Origin of the sequence: Burkholderia sp. BCC1047, assembly GCF_902833155.1 — a bacterium.
GTDB lineage: Bacteria > Pseudomonadota > Gammaproteobacteria > Burkholderiales > Burkholderiaceae > Burkholderia > Burkholderia sola.
Genome location: NZ_CADFEH010000006.1, coordinates 76,457 through 97,301 on the forward strand (window position 1 = coordinate 76,457; position 20,845 = coordinate 97,301).

The 20,845-nt window shown below is 67.9% G+C and carries 16 protein-coding genes; 10 read left to right on the top strand and 6 right to left on the bottom strand.

Annotated features, from left to right (window positions below; translation table 11 throughout):
* Position 1: 1 nt before the first annotated feature.
* Positions 2-775 (top strand): ABC transporter ATP-binding protein, encoded by a 774-nt coding sequence (locus HWX55_RS08965; protein WP_175975369.1) that lies wholly within the window; start codon positions 2-4, stop codon positions 773-775.
* Between the two features lie 38 nt (positions 776-813).
* Here the strand turns inward: HWX55_RS08965 and HWX55_RS08970 are convergent, their stop codons facing one another.
* The 4 genes from HWX55_RS08970 to HWX55_RS08985 form a co-directional block, all read right to left on the bottom strand.
* Positions 814-1,284: an Lrp/AsnC family transcriptional regulator gene (locus HWX55_RS08970; RefSeq protein ID WP_006484401.1), complete on the bottom strand. Its 471-nt coding sequence runs from the start codon at positions 1,282-1,284 to the stop codon at positions 814-816.
* A 234-nt stretch (positions 1,285-1,518) separates the two neighbouring features.
* Positions 1,519-2,160 (bottom strand): NAD(P)H-binding protein, encoded by a 642-nt coding sequence (locus HWX55_RS08975; RefSeq protein ID WP_175975370.1) that lies wholly within the window; start codon positions 2,158-2,160, stop codon positions 1,519-1,521.
* Positions 2,161-2,320: 160 nt separating this feature from the next.
* Positions 2,321-2,776 (bottom strand): Rrf2 family transcriptional regulator, encoded by a 456-nt coding sequence (locus tag HWX55_RS08980; RefSeq protein ID WP_011545008.1) that lies wholly within the window; start codon positions 2,774-2,776, stop codon positions 2,321-2,323.
* A gap of 90 nt (positions 2,777-2,866) precedes the next feature.
* Positions 2,867-3,295 carry a hypothetical protein gene (locus HWX55_RS08985; protein ID WP_175975371.1) on the bottom strand — a complete coding sequence of 143 codons (429 nt, stop codon included), beginning with the start codon at positions 3,293-3,295 and terminating at the stop codon, positions 2,867-2,869.
* Between the two features lie 195 nt (positions 3,296-3,490).
* Between HWX55_RS08985 and HWX55_RS08990 the strand changes: the two genes are divergently transcribed.
* The 8 genes from HWX55_RS08990 to HWX55_RS09025 all read left to right on the top strand — a co-directional run bounded on the left by HWX55_RS08990 (position 3,491) and on the right by HWX55_RS09025 (position 17,548).
* Entirely contained in the window at positions 3,491-3,826 is a 336-nt protein-coding gene (locus tag HWX55_RS08990; RefSeq protein WP_175975372.1) for a hypothetical protein, read from the top strand.
* Between the two features lie 254 nt (positions 3,827-4,080).
* Positions 4,081-5,274, top strand: a complete 1,194-nt coding sequence (locus HWX55_RS08995; protein ID WP_175975373.1) for an ammonium transporter — start codon at positions 4,081-4,083, stop codon at positions 5,272-5,274.
* A 190-nt stretch (positions 5,275-5,464) separates the two neighbouring features.
* The gene (locus tag HWX55_RS09000; protein ID WP_050011368.1) at positions 5,465-7,423 is read left to right on the top strand and encodes an alkaline phosphatase PhoX; all 1,959 of its coding nucleotides are present in this window, start codon (positions 5,465-5,467) and stop codon (positions 7,421-7,423) included.
* A gap of 614 nt (positions 7,424-8,037) precedes the next feature.
* A complete protein-coding gene (locus HWX55_RS09005) occupies positions 8,038-8,862 on the top strand; it encodes an IclR family transcriptional regulator (protein WP_050011369.1) in 825 nt (274 codons plus the stop codon).
* A 255-nt stretch (positions 8,863-9,117) separates the two neighbouring features.
* On the top strand, positions 9,118-10,491 hold the full coding sequence (locus tag HWX55_RS09010) for an MdtA/MuxA family multidrug efflux RND transporter periplasmic adaptor subunit (protein WP_175975374.1): 1,374 nt from the start codon (positions 9,118-9,120) through the stop codon (positions 10,489-10,491).
* A gap of 15 nt (positions 10,492-10,506) precedes the next feature.
* Entirely contained in the window at positions 10,507-13,620 is a 3,114-nt protein-coding gene (locus HWX55_RS09015) for an MdtB/MuxB family multidrug efflux RND transporter permease subunit (RefSeq protein ID WP_175975375.1), read from the top strand.
* A 104-nt stretch (positions 13,621-13,724) separates the two neighbouring features.
* A complete protein-coding gene (locus HWX55_RS09020) occupies positions 13,725-17,033 on the top strand; it encodes an efflux RND transporter permease subunit (protein WP_175975376.1) in 3,309 nt (1,102 codons plus the stop codon).
* Positions 17,034-17,164: 131 nt separating this feature from the next.
* Positions 17,165-17,548: a VOC family protein gene (locus HWX55_RS09025; protein ID WP_175975377.1), complete on the top strand. Its 384-nt coding sequence runs from the start codon at positions 17,165-17,167 to the stop codon at positions 17,546-17,548.
* Between the two features lie 99 nt (positions 17,549-17,647).
* Here HWX55_RS09025 and HWX55_RS09030 read toward each other — a convergent pair whose 3' ends face one another.
* On the bottom strand, positions 17,648-19,114 hold the full coding sequence (locus HWX55_RS09030; protein ID WP_175975378.1) for an NYN domain-containing protein: 1,467 nt from the start codon (positions 19,112-19,114) through the stop codon (positions 17,648-17,650).
* A gap of 255 nt (positions 19,115-19,369) precedes the next feature.
* Here HWX55_RS09030 and HWX55_RS09035 point away from each other — a divergent pair, with 255 nt between their 5' ends.
* Complete coding sequence (locus HWX55_RS09035) at positions 19,370-19,999, top strand: SDR family oxidoreductase (RefSeq protein ID WP_175975379.1); 630 nt, start codon at positions 19,370-19,372, stop codon at positions 19,997-19,999.
* Between the two features lie 88 nt (positions 20,000-20,087).
* Here the strand turns inward: HWX55_RS09035 and HWX55_RS09040 are convergent, their stop codons facing one another.
* Complete coding sequence (locus HWX55_RS09040; RefSeq protein WP_050011409.1) at positions 20,088-20,636, bottom strand: peroxiredoxin; 549 nt, start codon at positions 20,634-20,636, stop codon at positions 20,088-20,090.
* Positions 20,637-20,845 lie beyond the last annotated feature (209 nt).

Below are 20,845 nucleotides of genomic sequence, written 5' to 3' on the forward strand. Positions count from 1 at the left end.
CGTGAACCTGCTCGAACTCGACGACCTCTGCATCGCCTACGACACGCCGCACGGCCGCCGCACCGTGGTCGACGGCCTGAGCCTCGCGCTGCCGCGCGGCGAGATCGGCTGCCTGCTCGGTGCGTCCGGCTGCGGCAAGACCACCGTGCTGCGCGCGATCGCCGGCTTCGAGCCCGTGCGCATGGGGCGTATCGTGCTGGACGGCACGCCGGTCGCGGCGCCGTCGCTCGACGTGCCGCCCGAGCGACGGCGGATCGGCATGATGTTCCAGGATTACGCGCTGTTCCCGCACCTGAGCGCGGTCGACAACGTCGCGTTCGGGCTGCGGCGCATGCCGAAGGCCGAACGGCGCCTGCGCGTCGCGGAGATGCTCGACCTCGTCGGCCTCGCCGATGCCGGCGACGCCTATCCGCACGAACTGTCGGGCGGCCAGCAGCAGCGCGTCGCGCTCGCGCGCGCACTCGCGCCGTCGCCGGAATTGCTGCTGCTCGACGAGCCGTTCTCGAACCTCGACGTCGATACGCGCGAGCGGCTCGCGTTCGAGCTGCGCGACATCCTGAAGCGTACGGGCCACACCGCGATCCTCGTCACGCACAACCAGGCGGAAGCGTTCGCGATCGCCGACCGGATCGGCGTGATGAAGGACGGCCAACTCGCGCAATGGGATACGCCGTACGCGCTGCATCATCATCCGGCCAGCCCGTTCGTCGCGGATTTCGTGCGCCGCGACGCGCTGGCCGACGAACGCGCACGCGCGCTGGCGCGCGGCCGCTGAAGCCGCGCCGCCAGCGCGACGGCGTGGCGGCGTGCCCGTCAGGCCGGCTCGGCCAGATCGCGCACGGGCAGCGCGGTCGAATACTTGATCTGCTCCATCGCGAACGACGAACTGACGTCGAACAGCGGCACCGTGCGAATCAGTTGCTTGTACACGCGGTCGTAGTCGTCGATGCCGGCCACGACGACGCGCAGCAGGTAATCGGTCTCGCCGCTCATCCGGTAGACCTCGACTACTTCCGGCATGTCGCGCACCGCCTGCGTGAAGCGCTGCGCCCACTCCTCGGTATGCTGGTTCGTGCGGATCGCGACGAACACGGTCGTGCCGACCCCGAGCTTGCGCGGATCGCACAGCGCAACCTGCGCGCGAATCGCGCCGGTTTCCTTCAGCCGCTGCACGCGCTTCCAGCACGGCGTCTGCGACAGGTTCACGCGCTGTGCCAGCTCCGCGATCGGCAGCGTGGCATCCGCCTGCAGCAGCTCCAGCAGCTTGCGATCGATGGCGTCCATTTCTCCGTTCCCTCGTCGATAGAAATTTATTCTATTCATCCTGCCCGACGGGGAACAATATGAAAACTGTCTTGGCGCGTCGACCGGTGTAAATACCGATCCGTCACGCAGTCGCCGCGCCAAAGGAAACAGGCGACGCCACCCGTGAGGATGGAATCGCCTGACATTGCCGCGCGTCGCGGCTTGCACGTCGCGTCCCGGCCGGCGCTCACACGCCGCCGGCCGTCATGCCGCTCAATATGCGACCGTCGCGATCTCGCGCACGAAGCCGTCCTGTTCGAGCGCGTCGACGAACGCGACCGCGTAGTCTTCCGCCGAGATCTTGCTGTTGCCCTGCGCGTCCACGATCAGCTTGCCGACGCCCGTGCGGAACGTGCCCGTGCGCTCGCCCGGCGCGATCAGCGCGGCCGGTGCGAAGAAGGTCCAGTCGAGATCGGCGACCGTCTTCAGGTAGTCGAACGCATCGCGGTGCGCAAGCGCCTGTGGCTTGTACGCGTCCGGGAAACCTTCGGTGTCGACGAGCTGCTTGCCCGGCGCGACTTCGAGCGAACCGGCGCCGCCCACCACGACGAGCCGCTTCAACCCGGCCTGACGCGTGCCGGCGACCAGCGCCTTCGCGACCGCGACGACCTGCGCCGCATCTTCCTGCTTCGGGCCGTACGCGCTCGCGACGACGTCATGGCCCGGCAGCGCGGCCGCGATGCTGGCCGCGTCGAACAGGTCGGCCGCCTTCGCGGTGATGCCGTCGACGGATGCGCCAGGATGGCGCGACAGCGCCGTGACGCGGTGGCCGCGCCGCACGGCTTCCGCCGCGATGCGCGAGCCGATCGTGCCGGTGGCGCCGAACAGCGCGATATTCAACGAACGTTGCGTCATATCGATTCTCCAGAGTTGAAAATATGTAACACAGTCAATTACACATAAGACCGAAAAAAACGGGGCGAAGCCCCCGTTGCGCCGATCGCCGCGCTTGCGCGCCGTCCGGCTTCCTGCCCTGCCTGCCGCCCGGCACCCGTTGTCGGGTGCCCGCCGTCCGTCATCCGCCGGCGCGCGCCGCTCGTTGCGTGCGCTGCTCCCGATCCAGCATGTCGGCCGTCACGTCGACGAGCGTGCGCGTGGCGAGCGACGCCTCCATCGCGCGCTGCGCGTCGCCGATATAGCCGGTCAGCACGCCCTGGATGTGCCGCCCGACGAGACACGCCGGATTCGGTGCCTCGCGGTGCAGCGCGAACAGCTGCGCATCGTCGACCGCGCGATACACGTCGAGCAGCGTGATCTCCCCGGGCTCGCGCGCCAGCAGCGCACCGCCGCCCGCGCCGAGCTGCGACGTGGTCAGCCCTGCGGCCGCCAGCATCGACAACAACCGGCGAATCAGCGCCGGATTCGTATTCACGCTGCCCGCGATGATGTCGGACGACAACGGCACGCCTTCCTGCATCGACAGCAAGGCGAGCACGTGAACGGCAAACGCGAACCGGCTGCTGGTATTCATTCGTGACTCACTCGGCGACGCCGGCCCGACCCGCGACCGGCGACATGTGTAACTATCATAATTACAATTTGCGGATCGTGCAAGCCCGCGTCATTCGCCGCTCGCGGGTTTCGTCCCCGAGGCGCCCTGCTGGCTCCACTGCTGGAGTTTCTTGCCGGCTTCGGCGATCTTCGCGCCCGCTTCGGAAGCCGCATGCGCGACGACCGCGGACGCCGCCGCGTCGATCTGCGCCTGCGCGGCCGACGCGAGGCCGCTGGCGGACAACGGCGGCACGGCCGACGCCGCGGACGCGAGGCCGGCCTTCGCCGCGTTGATCTGTTGCGTGACGGTGCTTGCCACCTGGTCGAGCGCCTTGGCCGCATTGTTCGCGGCATCGGCCGCCGCGCTGGCGGCCGTATCGGGTTGCGCGGCCGGCGTGCCGGACTTCTCGCAGCCCGCGAGCAACAGCAGCGCACCGGCGGCCACGGCCGCCAGCACGAACCCGGGCGCGCGACGCGCCCGCGATGTCTTCATGTTCATCAGCAATCTCCGGCCGCGCATGGCGCGACCTCGTGGTTGGACCGGGGTTGATGATACCGCCTGTGGAACAGGCCCAATGACGACCCACCATTAAAAATGCCTTTCAATTTCGGACTCGTCTGATTCAATCGCACGCGCCACGCCTCTAAAGTGGGCACGCTTCGATCCGCTTCGTACGTGCCCCTTTCCCTCGTCATGGCTTTCCTCGTTGATTGGCTCATCGCCCTGGCCGCGCTGCTCGCGGCCACCCTGTTCCTGTGCCTGCGCGCGCCGTCGGCGCGCCGCCTCGCCGAATCCGGGCGGCCGCGCCGCATCGCCTGTGCGCGCCTGCTCACGCAGGCCGTGATCGGTTTCTGGACGGCCGCGCTGATCGTCGCGCAAGGCATCCTCGGCGCCGATGGCGACGGGCAGTCCCTCGCCAGCTTCGCCGCGCTCGCGTTCGCCGCGCTCGGGCTGGCGACCGTCGCCGCCTACTGGTCCGCGCGCGCGCTGCGGCTGCGCCGGCCGCCCACGCTGTTCGAGCGCCACTGACGCGCCAGATCGGTGCGCGCCCCGCGCCACCGCGCACCGCGTCATTCGTCGTACGCACCAGTTCGGCACGCATCGCACCACGCACGTGCACCCGACGCGCTGCGCGGCCGGCGACGGTCACGCCCCGATCCCGTGCACGATTCACCGGAATGCCGCATCGCGCGGGTCTCCGGGCACCAATTCCACGCAGCCGTTCACCACGTTGGCTCGATACTTGCATTCCTCGCCCGTTTTTTGCGCAAGGAAGCCACGGCATGGATGGTCTGAAATCCGGCGTCGACACACTGTTCCTGTTGATCGGCGCCGTCATGGTGCTCGCGATGCACGCGGGCTTCGCATTTCTCGAACTCGGCACGGTTCGCAAGAAGAACCAGGTCAATGCGCTCGTGAAGATCCTGGTCGACTTCTCGGTGTCGACGCTCGCGTATTTCCTGATCGGCTACACGATCGCGTACGGCGTCGAATTCTTCGACGACATCGGCACGCTGTCGCAGCACAACGGCTACGCGCTCGTGCGCTTCTTCTTCCTGCTGACGTTCGCGGCGGCGATCCCGGCGATCGTGTCCGGCGGCATCGCCGAGCGCGCGAAGTTCAATCCGCAGCTCGTCGCGACGCTGATCATCGTCGGCTTCATCTATCCGTTCTTCGAAGGCGTCGCGTGGAACGAGCGCTTCGGCGTGCAGGCCTGGCTCACGCACGCGTTCGGCGCGCCGTTCCACGACTTCGCGGGCTCGGTCGTCGTGCATGCGTTCGGCGGCTGGGTCGCGCTGCCGGCCGTGCTGCTGCTCGGCGCGCGCCACGGCCGCTATGCGAAGGACGGCCGGATCGCCGCGCACCCGCCGTCGAACATCCCGTTCCTCGCGCTCGGCGCGTGGGTGCTCGCGGTCGGGTGGTTCGGCTTCAACGTGATGAGCGCGCAGACGCTCGACAAGATCAGCGGCCTCGTCGCGGTGAACTCGCTGATGGCGATGGTCGGCGGCACGCTCGCGGCATGGATGGCCGGCCGCAACGACCCGGGCTTCACCTACAACGGGCCGCTCGCGGGCCTCGTCGCGGTCTGCGCGGGCTCCGACGTGATGCACCCGATCGGCGCGCTAGTCACCGGCGCCGCGGCCGGTGCGCTGTTCGTCGCGATGTTCACCTGCGTGCAGAACCGCTGGCGCATCGACGACGTGCTCGGCGTCTGGCCGCTGCACGGGATGTGCGGCGCGCTCGGCGGCCTCGCGGCCGGCGTGTTCGGGCTGCCCACGCTCGGCGGTCTTGGCGGCGTGTCGTTCCTGTCGCAGCTCGTCGGCACGCTCGGCGGCATCGCGATCGCGACCGCGGGCGGCACGCTCGTCTACGGCGCGCTGAAGGCGACCGTCGGCCTGCGTCTCGATCGCGAAGCCGAATTCGACGGCGCGGACCTGTCGATCCACCGCATCTCGGCCACGCCCGAGCGCGACTGAGCGCAAACGCTTGCGACCGGCGTCCGTCAGCTCACCTGACGGACGCCCGACGCATCATTACGTTTCCGATTCAAAAAACTTTCATCTAGCGTCCTTACACTTCGGTCCAGTTTTCAATCCGCCTTCACGAAGCTTGCCGCTCGCCTGCTTCGCGAAGGCCATGCTTCCAACAACCGAAACTGGACTCCACATGCCCGCGTTGCCCAATGCTTCCCGTCGTCAGGCCCTGAAGATCCTCGCCGGCGCGCCGATGCTTCCTCTTTCCGGCCTCGCGCTGCCGGCCCTGCTGACGGGTTGCGGCGGCGACGACGATCCCGCGTCGACGCCGGTCGCCGCCGCCTATACGTCGGCGGCATTCTCGGCGATGGCCGCGCCGACGCTCGACAACGCGGCCGCGATGGCCACGACGACGGTCGGCTCGACGCTGGCGGTGTCGTTCTCGGACGGCTCGTCGCGCAACTTCAAGCTCGCGTACAAGCCGTTCTTCGTGACCGGCGACATGGTGCCGGACGGCAACGGCGGCACGACGCTCGCGGGCGGCTACTACGACATCAACAACCAGCCGATCATCGATCGTTCGGTCGCCGGCAAGGAACGCCAGTTCTATTCCGACTGCCCGGACGGCAGCTCGCTGCTGACGCTGAAGAACGCCACCGTGCCCGGCGTGAAGGGCAACGCGGTGTTCGCGGTCGTGCAGTTCGAATACACGACGCGCGACCAGGCGAGCGCATCGCAGTACGGCCAGCTGCCGTCGCCGATCGCGGTGATCACGCTCGACCAGGACCCGGCCACCGGCGCGCTGAAGGTCGTGAAGTACCACAACGTCGACACGTCGAAGGCGCACGGCCTGTGGATCACCTGCGGCGCGAGCCTGTCACCGTGGGGCACGCACCTGTCGAGCGAGGAATACGAGCCGGACGCGACGAAGGCCGCGACCGACGCGCAGTTCAAGGCATTCAGCAAGAACACGTTCGGCGACGAGACGAAGGCGAACCCCTACCACTACGGCCACCTGCCCGAGATCACCGTGAATCCGGACGGCACCGGCACCGTGAAGAAGCACTACTGCCTCGGCCGCATCTCGCACGAGCTGATCCAGGTGATGCCGGACCAGCGCACCGTGATGATGGGCGACGACGCGACCAACGGCGGCCTGTTCATGTTCGTCGCCGACAAGGCGGCCGACCTGTCGGCCGGCACGCTGTACGTCGCGAAGTGGACGCAGACGTCGTCGGCCGGCGCGGGCACCGCGACGCTCACGTGGATCAGGATCGGCCACGCGACCAGCAGCGAGATCGAAGCGCTCGCGAACACGCTGAAGGCGTCGGACATCATGGACCTCGCGACCGTCGACCCGAACGATGCGAGCTACACGAAGATCCATTTCGGCGGCAAGTTCAACTGGATGCGCGTGAAGCCGGGGATGGAAAAGGCGGCCGCGTTCCTCGAGACGCACCGCTACGCGGCGCTCATCGGCGGCAGCATGGCGTTCACGAAGCTCGAAGGCACGACCGTGAACGCGAAGGACAAGATCGTCTACACGGCGATGTCGCGGATCGAGACGTCGATGGTCAAGGGCAACGCGGTGTCGCGCGACGTCGCGGTCGACAAGAAGATCGCCGCGGGCGCCGTCTACGCGCTGAACCTGAAGGCCGGCCAGCGCGACACGACGGGCGCCGCGATCGACAGCGAATGGGTGCCGGTCGACATGGGCGCGCCGGCCGCGCTGGTCGGCGAGGATCTCGCCGCGGCCGACGCACTCGGCAACCTCGCGAACCCGGACAAGATCGCGAACCCGGACAATCTGAAGTTCTCCGAAAAGCTGCGCACGCTGTTCATCGGCGAAGACTCGGGGATGCACGTGAACAACTTCCTGTGGGCCTACAACGTCGACACGAAGTCGCTCGCACGCGTGCTGTCGTGCCCGGCCGGCGCCGAATCGACGGGCCTGCACGCGGTCGACGAGATCAACGGCTGGACGTACATCATGAGCAACTTCCAGCACGTGGGCGACTGGGAATCGCCGCTGCACGACAAGGTCAAGCCGACGCTCGATCCGCTCGTGCGCGCGAACTACAAGGATCGCTTCGGCGCGAGCGTCGGCTACCTGACGGCCGAGCAGACCAGCATCAAGCTCGCGAAGGGCTGACCGGCCACGCACGAGGGGCGTGGCTCGCCAGCCGGGCACGCCCGACCGGGCCCCTTTCTTCATCATCGTTCATTCGTCGGCGCTCCACGCCGTTTCACGCGCGATGCCCACTGCGGGCATCGCGCTTTTTTTTGCGTGCGGGGATCGTGCAGGCGGCGCAAATCGCGCGTGCAAGCAGGCGCGAAACCGGCCAGGACGGGGCGTTTGCGGCGATCGGGGGATAATACGGGCCTGACGCGTCCGGGCGGACGGTCGGAAAGACAGGCAAAAAAAAGCGCCACGGAGACCGTGGCGCTAAAAAAGTTCTAGCCATTCCGAGGGCCGTGCTAGAACCTGAGAGACTGCGCGAAACATCGTTGCCGGTTAAACTCTTGAAACGATGTTTCGAAAACGTGAGACATTCTTTCCGTTTCCGCCCGACAAGTCAAGCGGTATTTGCACCGGTTCATGCACTTTCCGGCAATGCTCCTTTGAGCGTTTTCCTAATAAACCAAGGGTGAACCCGTAAAATCTCATCCAATGACCGGTTCGCCCGCGGAACATGCATCCTTTGACAATAGTCCTACAATACCAACAAAATTGAAATCGAGTTTCGGAATTAGAGAGAATCCCTCGTGTCGACACCTGTAACCTCTCCCGCGTCGCGGGACCGTGAATCGTCGCCCGACGAGATCACCGCCCTTGCCCGCGGCCTCGCCGTGCTGCGCCGCATCGCGGCTGCCGACGCGCCCGTCAGCAACCGCGAACTGACCGAATTGACCGGCATCCCGAAGCCGACCGTCTCGCGCATCACCGCGACGCTCGTCAGCGCCGGCTTCCTGTTCCAGTTGCCCGACAGCGAGCGCTTCGTGCTGACCGCGTCGGTGCTCGAACTGAGCCACGGCTTCCTGCGCAACTTCGACATCCGCGCGCGTTCGCGGCCGTTCATGATCGAGCTGGCCGAGCGCACGTCGCTGTCCGTGCACCTCGCGGTGCGCGACCGGCTCGACATGGTCGCGATCGACGTGATCCGCCCGCGCTCGGCCGTGCTCGTCACGCGCCTCGAGATCGGGTCGCGGATGGACATCGCGCGTACGGCCGTGGGCCGCGCGTATCTCGCCGCACTCGAGGACGACGAGCGCCGCCAGCTGCTCGAGTCGCTGCGCACCACGGCCGGCGACGACTGGCCGCACGTATCCGCCCGCCTGACGCCCGCGCTCGACGAAGCGATGCGCGACGGCCACGCGATCGCGATCGGCGAATGGCGCGAAGGCCTGAATGCGGTCGCGGCCGGTTTCGTCGGCCCGTCGGGCCAGCGCTATTCGGTGAATTGCGGCGGCGCGTCGCACCAGTGTCCACCCGAATGGCTTCAGCAGCACGTGGTGCCCGCGCTGCAGGAATGCATCGCGAAAATCACCCGCGAAATCGGCGGCGCGCCGGCCCGGCGCATCGGCCTGTAACCGTTTCGTCATCGCGCCGTCGCGTTGTGTAACGACCGTAACCCGTTGAAAGATAGACCGCTGGACTGTAACGGGGACGGCACGTAGGATCATGCCCATCGTCGCGCCGCATTCGCGGTGCGCACCGCTCTTTTCCCGCGCGGATCGGCGGGGCCCCGGACCGAGCCGGGCCGCCCCGTCCCGTCACCCGCACGCCCACGCGCAGCCGAGCAGCCCGATTTCCGGCCCGCCGCGCCGTCTTCCTGACAGAACACGATGGATAACGAACAAAAGCCCACGCCCCCTTCGAAAGACCCCGCGCCCGCCGTCGCCCGGCGCCCGCGCCGCACGCTGCTGATCGGCACCGCCGCGGTCGTCGTGATCGGCGGCCTGTTGTGGTGGCACCCGTGGAACCGCACGCCGGCGGCAGGCAGCACCGCGAAAGGCGCGGGCGCCAGCGCCGCCGCGGGCAGCCATCGCGGCCGCGGCGGCCCCGCCGCGATGGCGAACATGCCGCAGCCGGTGCAGGTCGCGACCGCGACGCAAGGCGAGATGCCGATCGTGCTGTCCGCGCTCGGCACGGTCACGCCGCTCGCGAACGTGACGGTGAAGACGCAGCTGTCGGGCTACCTGCAGTCGGTGTCGTTCCAGGAAGGCCAGCTCGTCAAGAAGGGCGACGTGCTCGCGCAGATCGACCCGCGTCCGTACCAGGTCGCGCTGGAGAACGCCGAAGGCACGCATGCGCGCGACGCGGCGCTGCTCGCGACCGCCCGCCTCGACCTGAAGCGCTACCAGACGCTGCTGTCGCAGGACTCGATCGCGTCGCAAACCGTCGATACGCAGGCGTCCCTCGTCAAGCAGTACGAAGGCGCGGTGAAGACCGACCAGGCCGCGATCGATTCCGCGAAACTCAATCTCACGTATGCGCGCATCACGGCGCCGGTGTCGGGCCGCGTCGGCCTGCGCCAGGTCGACCCCGGCAACTACGTGACGCCGGGCGATACCAACGGCATCGTCGTGATCACGCAGTTGCAGCCGATGAGCGTGATCTTCACGACGTCGGAAGACAACCTGCCGCAGATCCTCAAGCAGGTGAACGCGGGCCAGAAGCTGTCGGTCACCGCGTACAACCGCAACAACACGGTGCCGCTCGAGACGGGCGCGCTCGCGACGCTCGACAACCAGATCGACACGAGCACCGGCACGGTCAAGCTGCGCGCGAATTTCGATAACAAGGCAGGCATGCTGTTCCCGAATCAGTTCGTAAACACGCGGCTGCTCGTCGACGTGATGCGCAACGCGACGATCGTGCCGACCTCCGCCGTGCTGACGGGCTCGATCGGCCAGTTCGTCTATGTCGTGAAACCCGACAATACGGTGACCGTGCGCAAGGTCACGATCGGGCCGGTCGACGGCGAACGCACGAGCATCGTCAGCGGCGTCGCGCTCGGCGAGCGCGTGGTGACCGACGGCTCGGACCGCCTGCGCGAAGGCGCGAAGATCTCGATTCCGGCCGACAAGCCGAAAGGCGCGTCGGGCGCGCACGGCGCCGGCGCGGCGTCGGGCGCCTCGGCGGCCTCGGGCGCGGCCGGTCATCGCGGCGGACACAAGCACGGCGCGTCGCAGGCCGCGGCCCCCACGGCCCAGTAACGCGCGGGCCGCTCGATGAATCCATCCCGCCTCTTCATTCTCCGGCCGGTCGGCACCGCTCTCCTGATGGCGGCGATCATGCTGGCCGGTCTCGTCGCGCTGCGCTTCCTGCCGCTCGCCGCGCTGCCCGAAGTCGACTATCCGACGATCCAGGTCCAGACTTTCTATCCGGGCGCGAGCCCGGAAGTGATGACGTCGTCGGTCACCGCGCCGCTCGAACGCCAGTTCGGGCAGATGCCGTCGCTGAACCAGATGTCGTCGCAAAGCTCGGCCGGCGCGTCGGTGATCACGCTGCAGTTCTCGCTCGACCTGCCGCTCGACATCGCCGAGCAGGAAGTGCAGGCCGCGATCAACGCGGCCGGCAACCTGCTGCCGTCCGACCTCCCGGCCCCGCCGATCTACGCGAAGGTGAACCCGGCCGATGCGCCGGTGCTGACGCTCGCCGTCAAGTCGAAGACGCTGCCGCTCACGCAGGTGCAGGACCTCGCCGACACGCGCCTCGCGATGAAGATCTCGCAGATCGCCGGCGTCGGCCTCGTGAGCCTGTCGGGCGGCAACCGTCCGGCCGTGCGGATCCAGGCGAACCCGACCGCGCTCGCGCAGTACGGGATGAACCTCGACGACCTGCGCACGACGATCTCGAACCTGAACGTCAACACGCCGAAGGGCAACTTCGACGGCCCGACGCGTGCGTACACGATCAACGCGAACGACCAGCTGACGAGCGCCGACCAGTACAACAGCGCGGTCGTCGCGTACAAGAACGGCCGCCCGGTGATGCTGACCGACGTCGCGACGGTCGTCGCCGGCTCGGAGAACACCAAGCTCGGCGCGTGGGTGAATGCGGACCCGGCGATCATCCTGAACGTGCAGCGCCAGCCGGGCGCGAACGTGATCGCGACCGTCGACGCGATCAAGGCGCAGTTGCCGAAGCTGCAGGAAACGCTGCCGGCCGCGCTCGACGTCGAGATCGTCACCGACCGCACGACGATGATCCGCGCGGCCGTGCGCGACGTGCAGTTCGAGCTGCTGCTCGCGGTCGCGCTCGTCGTGCTGGTGATGTACCTGTTCCTCGCGAACGTCTACGCGACGATCATCCCGAGCCTGTCGGTGCCGCTGTCGCTGATCGGCACGCTCGCGGTGATGTACATGGCCGGCTTCTCGCTGAACAACCTGTCGCTGATGGCGCTCACGATCGCGACCGGCTTCGTCGTCGACGATGCGATCGTGATGATCGAGAACATCGCGCGCTACGTCGAGGAAGGCGAGACGGGGCTCGAGGCCGCGCTGAAGGGCTCGCGGCAGATCGGCTTCACGATCATCTCGCTGACGGTGTCGCTGATCGCGGTGCTGATCCCGCTGCTGTTCATGGGCGACGTGGTCGGGCGCCTCTTCCACGAATTCGCGATCACGCTCGCGGTGACGATCGTGATCTCGGCGATCGTGTCGCTCACGCTCGTGCCGATGCTGTGCGCGAAGCTGCTGCGCCATTCGCCGCCGCCGGAGAGCCACCGCTTCGAGGCGCGCGTGCACCGCGCGATCGACTGGGTGATCGCGCGCTACGCGGTCGCGCTCGAATGGGTGCTGAACCGCCAGCGCTCGACGCTCGTCGTCGCGCTGCTGACGCTCGGGCTGACCGCCCTGCTCTACGTGTTCGTGCCGAAGGGCTTCTTCCCCGCGCAGGACACCGGCGTGATCCAGGCGATCACGCAGGCGCCGCAATCGATCTCGTACGGCGCGATGGCCGAACGCCAGCAGGCGCTCGCGGCCGAGATCCTGAAGGACCCGAACATCGACAGCCTCACGTCGTTCATCGGCGTCGATGGCAGCAACATCACGCTGAACAGCGGCCGGATGCTGATCAACCTGAAGGCACGCGACGAGCGCACCGAAACCGCCGCGCAGATCATCCGCGACCTGCAGCATCGTGTGTCGAACATCACCGGCATTTCGCTGTTCATGCAGCCGGTGCAGGATCTGACGATCGACTCGACGGTCAGCCCGACGCAGTATCAGTTCATGCTGACGAGCCCGAACTCGGAAGAATTCGCGACCTGGGTGCCGAAGCTCGTCGCGCGGCTGCAGCAGGAGCCGTCGCTCGCCGACGTCGCGACCGACCTGCAGAGCAACGGCCAGTCGGTGTACATCGAGATCGACCGCGCGAGCGCCGCGCGCTTCGGCATCACGCCGGCGACCGTCGACAACGCGCTGTACGACGCGTTCGGCCAGCGCATCGTGTCGACGATCTTCACGCAGTCGAACCAGTACCGCGTGATTCTCGAATCGGAGCCGAAGGAGCAGCACTACGCGCAATCGCTGAACGACATCTACCTGCCGTCGGCCGGCGGCGGCCAGGTGCCGCTGTCGTCGATCGCGTCGTTCCACGAGCGGCCGTCGCCGCTGCTGGTCGCGCACCTGTCGCAGTTCCCGTCGACGACCATCTCGTTCAACCTCGCGCCGGGCGCGTCGCTCGGCGAGGCCGTCAAGGCGATCGAGGCCGCCGAGAAGGACATCGGCCTGCCCGGCTCGTTCCAGACGCGCTTCCAGGGCGCGGCGCTCGCGTTCCAGGCGTCGCTGTCGAACCAGCTGTTCCTGATCCTCGCGGCGGTCGTCACGATGTACATCGTGCTCGGCGTGCTGTACGAGAGCTACATCCACCCGATCACGATCCTGTCGACGCTGCCGTCGGCCGGCGTCGGCGCGCTGCTCGCGCTGATGATCACCGGACACGACCTCGACATCATCGGGATCATCGGGATCGTGCTGCTGATCGGCATCGTGAAGAAGAACGCGATCATGATGATCGACTTCGCGCTCGAGGCCGAACGCGTCGAAGGCAAGCCGCCGCGCGAGGCGATCTACCAGGCGTGCCTGCTGCGCTTCCGGCCGATCCTGATGACGACGCTCGCCGCGCTGCTCGGCGCGGTGCCGCTGATCGTCGGCTCCGGCGCGGGCTCCGAGCTGCGCCAGCCGCTCGGGATCGCGATCGCCGGCGGCCTGATCGTGTCGCAGGTGCTGACGCTGTTCACGACGCCCGTGATCTATCTCGGCTTCGACTCGCTCGCGCGCCGCGTGCGCGGCTGGTTCGAACGCCACGGCCCGCAAGCCGGCACGCGCACGGATGCGTAAATGAAACGACCCCCACGCTCACTTCGTTCGCGTGGGGGGGCGCAGCCCCCCCATCTCCCGAAAACGCATCCGTCGGAACACGCGGCGGCCCAGCGAGTGCCGACATGAACCTGTCGCGCCCCTTCATCACCCGCCCCGTCGCGACGACGCTGCTCGCGCTCGGCGTCGCGCTCGCGGGCCTGTTCGCGTTCATCAAGCTGCCGGTGTCGCCGCTGCCGCAGGTCGATTTCCCGACGATCTCGGTGCAGGCGTCGCTGCCGGGCGCGAGCCCGGAAACGGTCGCGACCAGCGTGACGAGCCCGCTGGAGCGGCACCTCGGCTCGATCGCGGACGTCTCCGAAATGACGTCGACGAGCACCGTCGGCAACGCGCGGATCATCCTGCAGTTCGGCCTGAACCGCGACATCGACGGCGCCGCGCGCGACGTGCAGGCCGCGATCAACGCGGCGCGCGCCGACCTGCCCGCCGCGCTGAAGAGCAACCCGACCTACCGCAAGGTCAACCCGGCCGATTCGCCAATCATGGTCGTCGCGCTGACGTCGGAAACGGCGTCGCCGGCGAAGGTGTACGACGCCGCGTCGACGGTGCTGCAGCAGTCGCTGTCGCAGATCGACGGGATCGGCCAGGTCAGCGTGAGCGGCTCCGCGAACCCGGCCGTGCGCGTCGAGCTCGAACCGCAGTCGCTGTTCCACTACGGGATCGGCCTCGAGGACGTGCGCGCGGCGCTGGCGTCCGCGAACGCCAACGCGCCGAAGGGCGCGATCGAGTTCGGCCCGCAGCGCTTCCAGCTCTATACGAACGACCAGGCATCCCAGGCGTCGCAATACCGCGACCTCGTCGTCGCGTACCGCAACGGCTCGGCCGTGCGGCTGTCCGACCTGTCCGACGTCGTCGATTCGGTCGAGGACCTGCGCAACCTCGGTTTGTCGAACGGCAAGCGCGCGGTGCTCGTGATCCTCTACCGCTCGCCCGGCGCGAACATCATCGAGACGCTCGACCGCGTGCGCGCGGCGCTGCCGCAGCTCACCGCGTCGCTGCCGGCCGACATCACCGTCACGCCGGTGCTCGACCGCTCGACCACCATCCGCGCGTCGCTGAAGGACACCGAGCACACGCTGCTGATCGCGATCAGCCTCGTCGTGATGGTCGTGTTCCTGTTCCTGCGCAACTGGCGCGCGACGCTGATCCCGAGCGTCGCGGTGCCGATCTCGATCGTCGGCACGTTCGGCGCGATGTACCTGCTCGGCTTCTCGATCGACAACCTGTCGCTGATGGCGCTGATCGTCGCGACCGGCTTCGTCGTCGACGACGCGATCGTCGTACTCGAGAACATCTCGCGGCACATCGAGAACGGCAAGCCGCGGATGCAGGCCGCGTTCGACGGCGCGCGCGAAGTCGGCTTCACCGTGCTGTCGATGAGCATCTCGCTCGTCGCGGTGTTCCTGCCGATCCTGCTGATGGGCGGGATCGTCGGCCGCCTGTTCCGCGAGTTCGCGCTGACGCTGTCGCTCGCGATCGCCGTGTCGCTCGCGGTGTCGCTCACGCTCACGCCGATGATGTGCGCGCGCCTGCTGCCGGAACAACACGACCCGCAAAGCGAGGGCCGCTTCGGGCGCTTCCTCGAACGCGGCTTCGCGCGCATGCAGCGCGGCTACGAGCGTTCGCTGTCGTGGGCGCTGCGCCGGCCGCTGCTGATCCTGCTGACGCTGTTCGCGACGATCGGGCTGAACCTCTACCTGTACGTCGTCGTGCCGAAGGGCTTTTTCCCGCAGCAGGACACCGGGCTGATGATCGGCGGCATCCAGGCCGACCAGTCGACGTCGTTCCAGGCGATGAAGCTGAAGTTCTCCGAGATGATGCGGATCGTGCAGGGCAACCCGAACGTGAAGAGCGTCGCGGGCTTCACCGGCGGCACGCAGACCAACTCGGGCTTCATGTTCGTCACGCTGAAGGACCGCACCGAGCGCAAGCTGTCGGCCGACCAGGTGATCCAGCAGCTGCGCCCGCGGCTGGCGGACGTGGCGGGCGCGCGCACGTTCCTGCAGGCGGCGCAGGACATCCGCGTCGGCGGCCGGCAGAGCAACGCGCAGTACCAGTTCACGCTGCTCGGCGATTCGAGCGCCGACCTGTACAAGTGGGGGCCGATCCTGACCGAGGCGCTGCAGAAGCGCCCCGAGCTGACCGACGTGAACTCCGACCAGCAGCAAGGCGGCCTCGAGGCGATGGTGACGATCGACCGCGCGACGGCCGCGCGGTTCGGCATCAAGCCCGCGCAGATCGACAACACGCTGTACGACGCGTTCGGCCAGCGCCAGGTCTCGACGATCTACAACCCGCTGAACCAGTACCACGTCGTGATGGAGGTCGCGCCGAAGTACTGGCAGAGCCCGGAGATGCTCAACCAGGTGTGGATCAGCACGTCGGGCGGCAGCGCGAACGGCTCGCAGACCACCAACGCGGCCGCCGGCACCTTCGTCGCGACCGCGGCCGGCACGTCGAGCGCCGGCACGGCCGCGCAGAGCGCCGCGGCGATCGCGTCCGACTCCGCGCGCAACCAGGCGCTTAACGCGATCGCGGCGAGCGGCAAGTCGAGCGCGTCGTCGGGCGCGTCGGTGTCGACGTCGAAGTCGACGATGATCCCGCTGTCGGCGATCGCGACGTTCGGGCCGAGCACGACGCCGTTGTCGGTCAACCACCAGGGGCTGTTCGTCGCGACGACGATCTCGTTCAACCTGCCGCCGGGCGTGTCGCTGTCGCAGGCGACGCAGATCATCTATCAGACGATGGCGCAGATCGGCGTCCCGCCGACGATCGTCGGCAGCTTCCAGGGCACCGCGCAGGCGTTCCAGCAGTCGATGAACGATCAGCCGATCCTGATCCTCGCGGCGCTGCTGGCCGTCTACATCGTGCTCGGGATCCTGTACGAGAGCTACATCCACCCGATCACGATCCTGTCGACGCTGCCGTCGGCCGGCGTCGGCGCGCTGCTCGCGCTGCTGCTGTTCAAGACCGAGTTCAGCATCATCGCGCTGATCGGCGTGATCCTGCTGATCGGCATCGTGAAGAAGAACGCGATCATGATGGTCGACTTCGCGATCGACCAGACGCGCAACAACGGGAAGTCGTCGTTCGACGCGATCCACGAGGCGTGCCTGCTGCGCTTCCGCCCGATCATGATGACGACGATGGCGGCGCTGCTCGGCGCGCTGCCGCTCGCGTTCGGCAGCGGCGACGGCGCCGAGCTGCGCGCGCCGCTCGGGATCGCGATCGCCGGCGGCCTGATCGTGTCGCAGGTGCTGACGCTCTATACGACGCCCGTCGTCTACCTGTACATGGACCGGTTCCGCGTCTGGGGCGAGAAGCGCCGCAACCGCCGCGGCAATACCGGCGGGCCGGCGGTCGCCGGCGAGTAACGGAAAGCGGCTGCCCTTCGGGCAGCCGTCTTTTGCGCTTGATTGGCGGGCTCGGTTGCCGGGCTTGTTTGCCGGCCGCGATCGGCTATCGTGTGTCCATGTCCACCGCCGCTCCTTCCCGGGAACCCGCCATGAACGTCCAGCTCAATCACACGATCGTCTGGTGCCGCGACAAGCATGCGTCGAGCCGCTTCGTCACCGAACTGCTGGAATTGCCGCCGCCGACGCCGTTCGGCGCGATGCTGGTCGTCGCGCTCGACAACGGCGTGTCGCTCGATTTTTACGAACAGGCGGGGGAAATCCGGTCGCAGCATTACGCGTTCCTGATCGACGAAGCCGGCTTCGACCGCGTGCTCGCGCGCATTCGCGAACGCGAATTGCCGCACTGGGCCGATCCGGCGAAGCGGCAAGCCGGCGACATCTACCGCCACAACGGCGGACGCGGCGTGTACTTCGACGATCCGGACGGCCACTTCCTCGAAGTGATGACGCAGCCGTATGGGCTGAACGGGTAGCGCGGCAGGCCGGCGGGGCGCCGGCCCGGCATGCGCGGCGCGGGTGTCGCCCGGTTGCGGACGAGACCCGGCCGATTGTCCGACTGTCGCCCGCTGCCGTTACTCGGCGGCAGCCGTCGTCTTGCGCGGACGGCGCGCGCGCGGCGCCGCCTTGCGGGCCGGTTTCTTCGGCTTGGCGGCGGCCGGGGCTTCGGCAGCCGCGTCGGGGAGTGCCGCGTCGTGCGACGGTTGCACGGCCTCGTCCCGAGCGCCGGACGCGCGAGCCGCCGGTTCGGCCGGCGCCGCCGCGTGCCGCTCGTCATGCGCCGCGTCGCGGTGCGGTTCGTCCGCATGCCGGCCCGGTGCGTGCGCTTCGCCACCGTGTGTCGTATCGCCCTGCGCGGCGGCGTCCGGCTTGCCGGCCGCGGGGCGACCGGCGCCCTTCGCGGCCGCGCCCTTCTTCGCGGCGGTCTTCTTGGCCGCGCTCTTGCGCGCGCGCTTGCGGCCATCCTTCGCGTCGCCGTGCGCGTCGGTCACATCGGGCGTGTCGGCCGTATCGGCCGGCGCCGCATCAGCGACCTCGGCAAACTCCGCGTCTTCCGCGTCGAACTGCACGCTTTCGTGAACGACCGCTTCCGCGCGCTGCCCGCGACGGTGCGCGTCGCGGCCGGCCGGTGCCGGCTCCGCCGCGCGCGCGCCGTGATGCGCGCCGTGGTGCGCCGCGCCACCGTCACCGCCCGCCGCGACGTGCTCGGCCGCGGCCGACTGGCGGGCCCGCGACACGAACGCGCCCGACTTGTCGTCGCGCCCCACTTCGAGCAGGCCGCGCGCCTGCGCCTCGTCGAGCAGGTTGCCGAACGCGCGGAACCCGTAGTACGACTCGTTGAAGTCCGGCTTGCGACGCTTGATCGCGCTCTTGAGCACCGACGCCCAGATCTTGCCGACGTCGTCGCGCTCCGACGCGAGCGCGTCGAACGTCTCGACCGCCAGCGCGATCGCCTCGGCCTTGCGCGCATCCATGTCGTGCTTGCGCGACGGCTCGTCCGGTCGCTTCGCGCCGCCGTTGCCCGCGCGCTGCTGCTGTTCGCGCTTCGCGAGCGCACGCTGCTGCTCGCGCACCAGATCGTCGTAGAAGATGAATTCGTCGCAGTTCGCGACCAGCAGATCCGACGTCGATTTCTTCACGCCGACGCCGATCACCTTCTTCGCGTTCTCGCGCAGCTTCGACACGAGCGGCGAAAAATCCGAGTCGCCGCTGATGATCACGAACGTATCGACGTGCGACTTCGTGTAGCAGAGATCGAGCGCGTCGACGACGAGCCGGATGTCGGCCGAATTCTTGCCCGACTGGCGCACGTGCGGAATCTCGATCAGCTCGAAGCTCGCTTCGTGCATCGACGCCTTGAAGCCCTTGTAGCGATCCCAGTCGCAATAGGCCTTCTTCACGACGATGCTGCCTTTCAGCAGCAGGCGCTCCAGCACGGGCTTGATGTCGAATTTCTCGTACTTCGCATCGCGCACGCCGAGCGCGACGTTCTCGAAGTCGCAGAACACGGCCATGCTGACGTTGTCCAGGGGTAATGCCATGTTGTACTCCAACCGGTGGGCCGACGCGTGATGCACGCGTAGCGGCGAAAAATGCATCGCGCACATGATAGCCGGTCGGCGCGTCATTCCCGCATCCGTGTGAACGAATGAACGCCGGTACGCCGAAGCCGGTACGCCCGAAGCCGGTACGCCCCTTATTACATGCGCACCGTCGGGCCGATTCGACATTACACTTGAGTTATCGGTCGTCCGTCCCTATCTGCACGGATGACGCATCGAGCAAGGAGCGGTTTCATGACGACGAAGGTACTGCTGATTGGCGCGACCGGCCGGACGGGCCAGGCCTGCGCGGATCTGCTGCTCAAGCAGCCGGAGTTCGAGGTCACGGCGCTCGTGCGCCGGCACGGCTATGCGCTGGCGGGCGCACGGGTCGTCGAGGCCGATCTGACGAACGATTTCTCGCACGCTTTCCAGGGCATCACGCACGTCATCTACGCGGCCGGCTCGGCCGAATCGGACGGCGCGACCGAAGAGGAGCAGGTCGACCGCGATGCGGTCGCCCGCGCGGCCGACTACGCGCTCGCGTTCAACGCGCAGAAGCTCGTGGTGGTCAGCTCGCTGTCCGCCTACCGGCCCGAGCACGGGCCCGACGCGCTGCACCACTATTCGCAGATGAAGCGCGAAGGCGACGATCGCGTGATCGCGTCGGGCGTCGACTACGTGATCCTGCGCCCGGGCCCGCTGACGGACGATCCGGGCGTCGGCAAGATCGCGCTGACCGACACGTGGCTCGAGCCCGCGCCGCCCGTGTCGCGCCAGGATGTGGCATGGGCCGCGATCGAGGCGATCAAGCTCGGCATCTCGCGCAAGGTCGTCGGCTTCGTCGGCGGCAGCGTGCCGATCGAACAGGCGCTGCGCGCGTAACGGCCCGCTGTGCGCCGCCTTTCCGGCGGCGCGTTCCCGTGCCCGCGGCCCGCACGACGGGCCGTTTTTCACGCGCAGGCCAGCCGTTTTACTGCTTCGGATGCGCGTCGGCCCACGCCTTCACGGCGGCGAGCGTGTTCTCGACGTGCTTGTCGGGCGACAGGCTCGTGTATTCGTAGAGAATCTTCCCTTCCGGCGAAATCACGTAGGACACGCGGTTCGCCCGGTCGAGCGCCGGCAGCTTCGCGTCGTACTCGCGGATGATCTTCGCATCCGGGTCGGCCGCCACCGGGAACTTGCTGCGGCACTCGCTGACCGAGAACTTCGTCAGCGTGTCGATGTTGTCGGCCGACACGCCGATCACCGTCGCGCCGTAAGCCTTGTAACGGTCGACCGCGTCCGCGAACGCATGCGCCTCGATCGTGCAGCCCTTCGTGAACGCCGCCGGATAGAAATACAGCACGACCGGCCCCTGCTTCAGTGCGTCCGCGAGCGCGTACGTGTAGGTCTTGCCGCCCAGCGACGCCTGCGTCGTGAAATTAGGCGCGGCCGCGCCCGGCTTCAGTTCCGCCTGCGCCACGAGCGCATGGCCGGCCACCAGCGCCGCCATGGCGCCCAGCAACAGTTTTCGCTTCATCTGCGTCCTCATTTCTTATAAAGTCAGCCTCGATATAGGCCACGCGGGCGTTCGCCTGCCGAACATCCGCGTGGAAAATCCGGCCGGCGGCAGCGCCGCCTGGGGCCGGCCCGTTAAAGATTTCTGACAGTCTGCCGTTATTCCTTCCGGACAACCGGTTCCAGCCCTTCACGTCAGCGAGAAACATGGAAGCCAACAGGAAACAGACG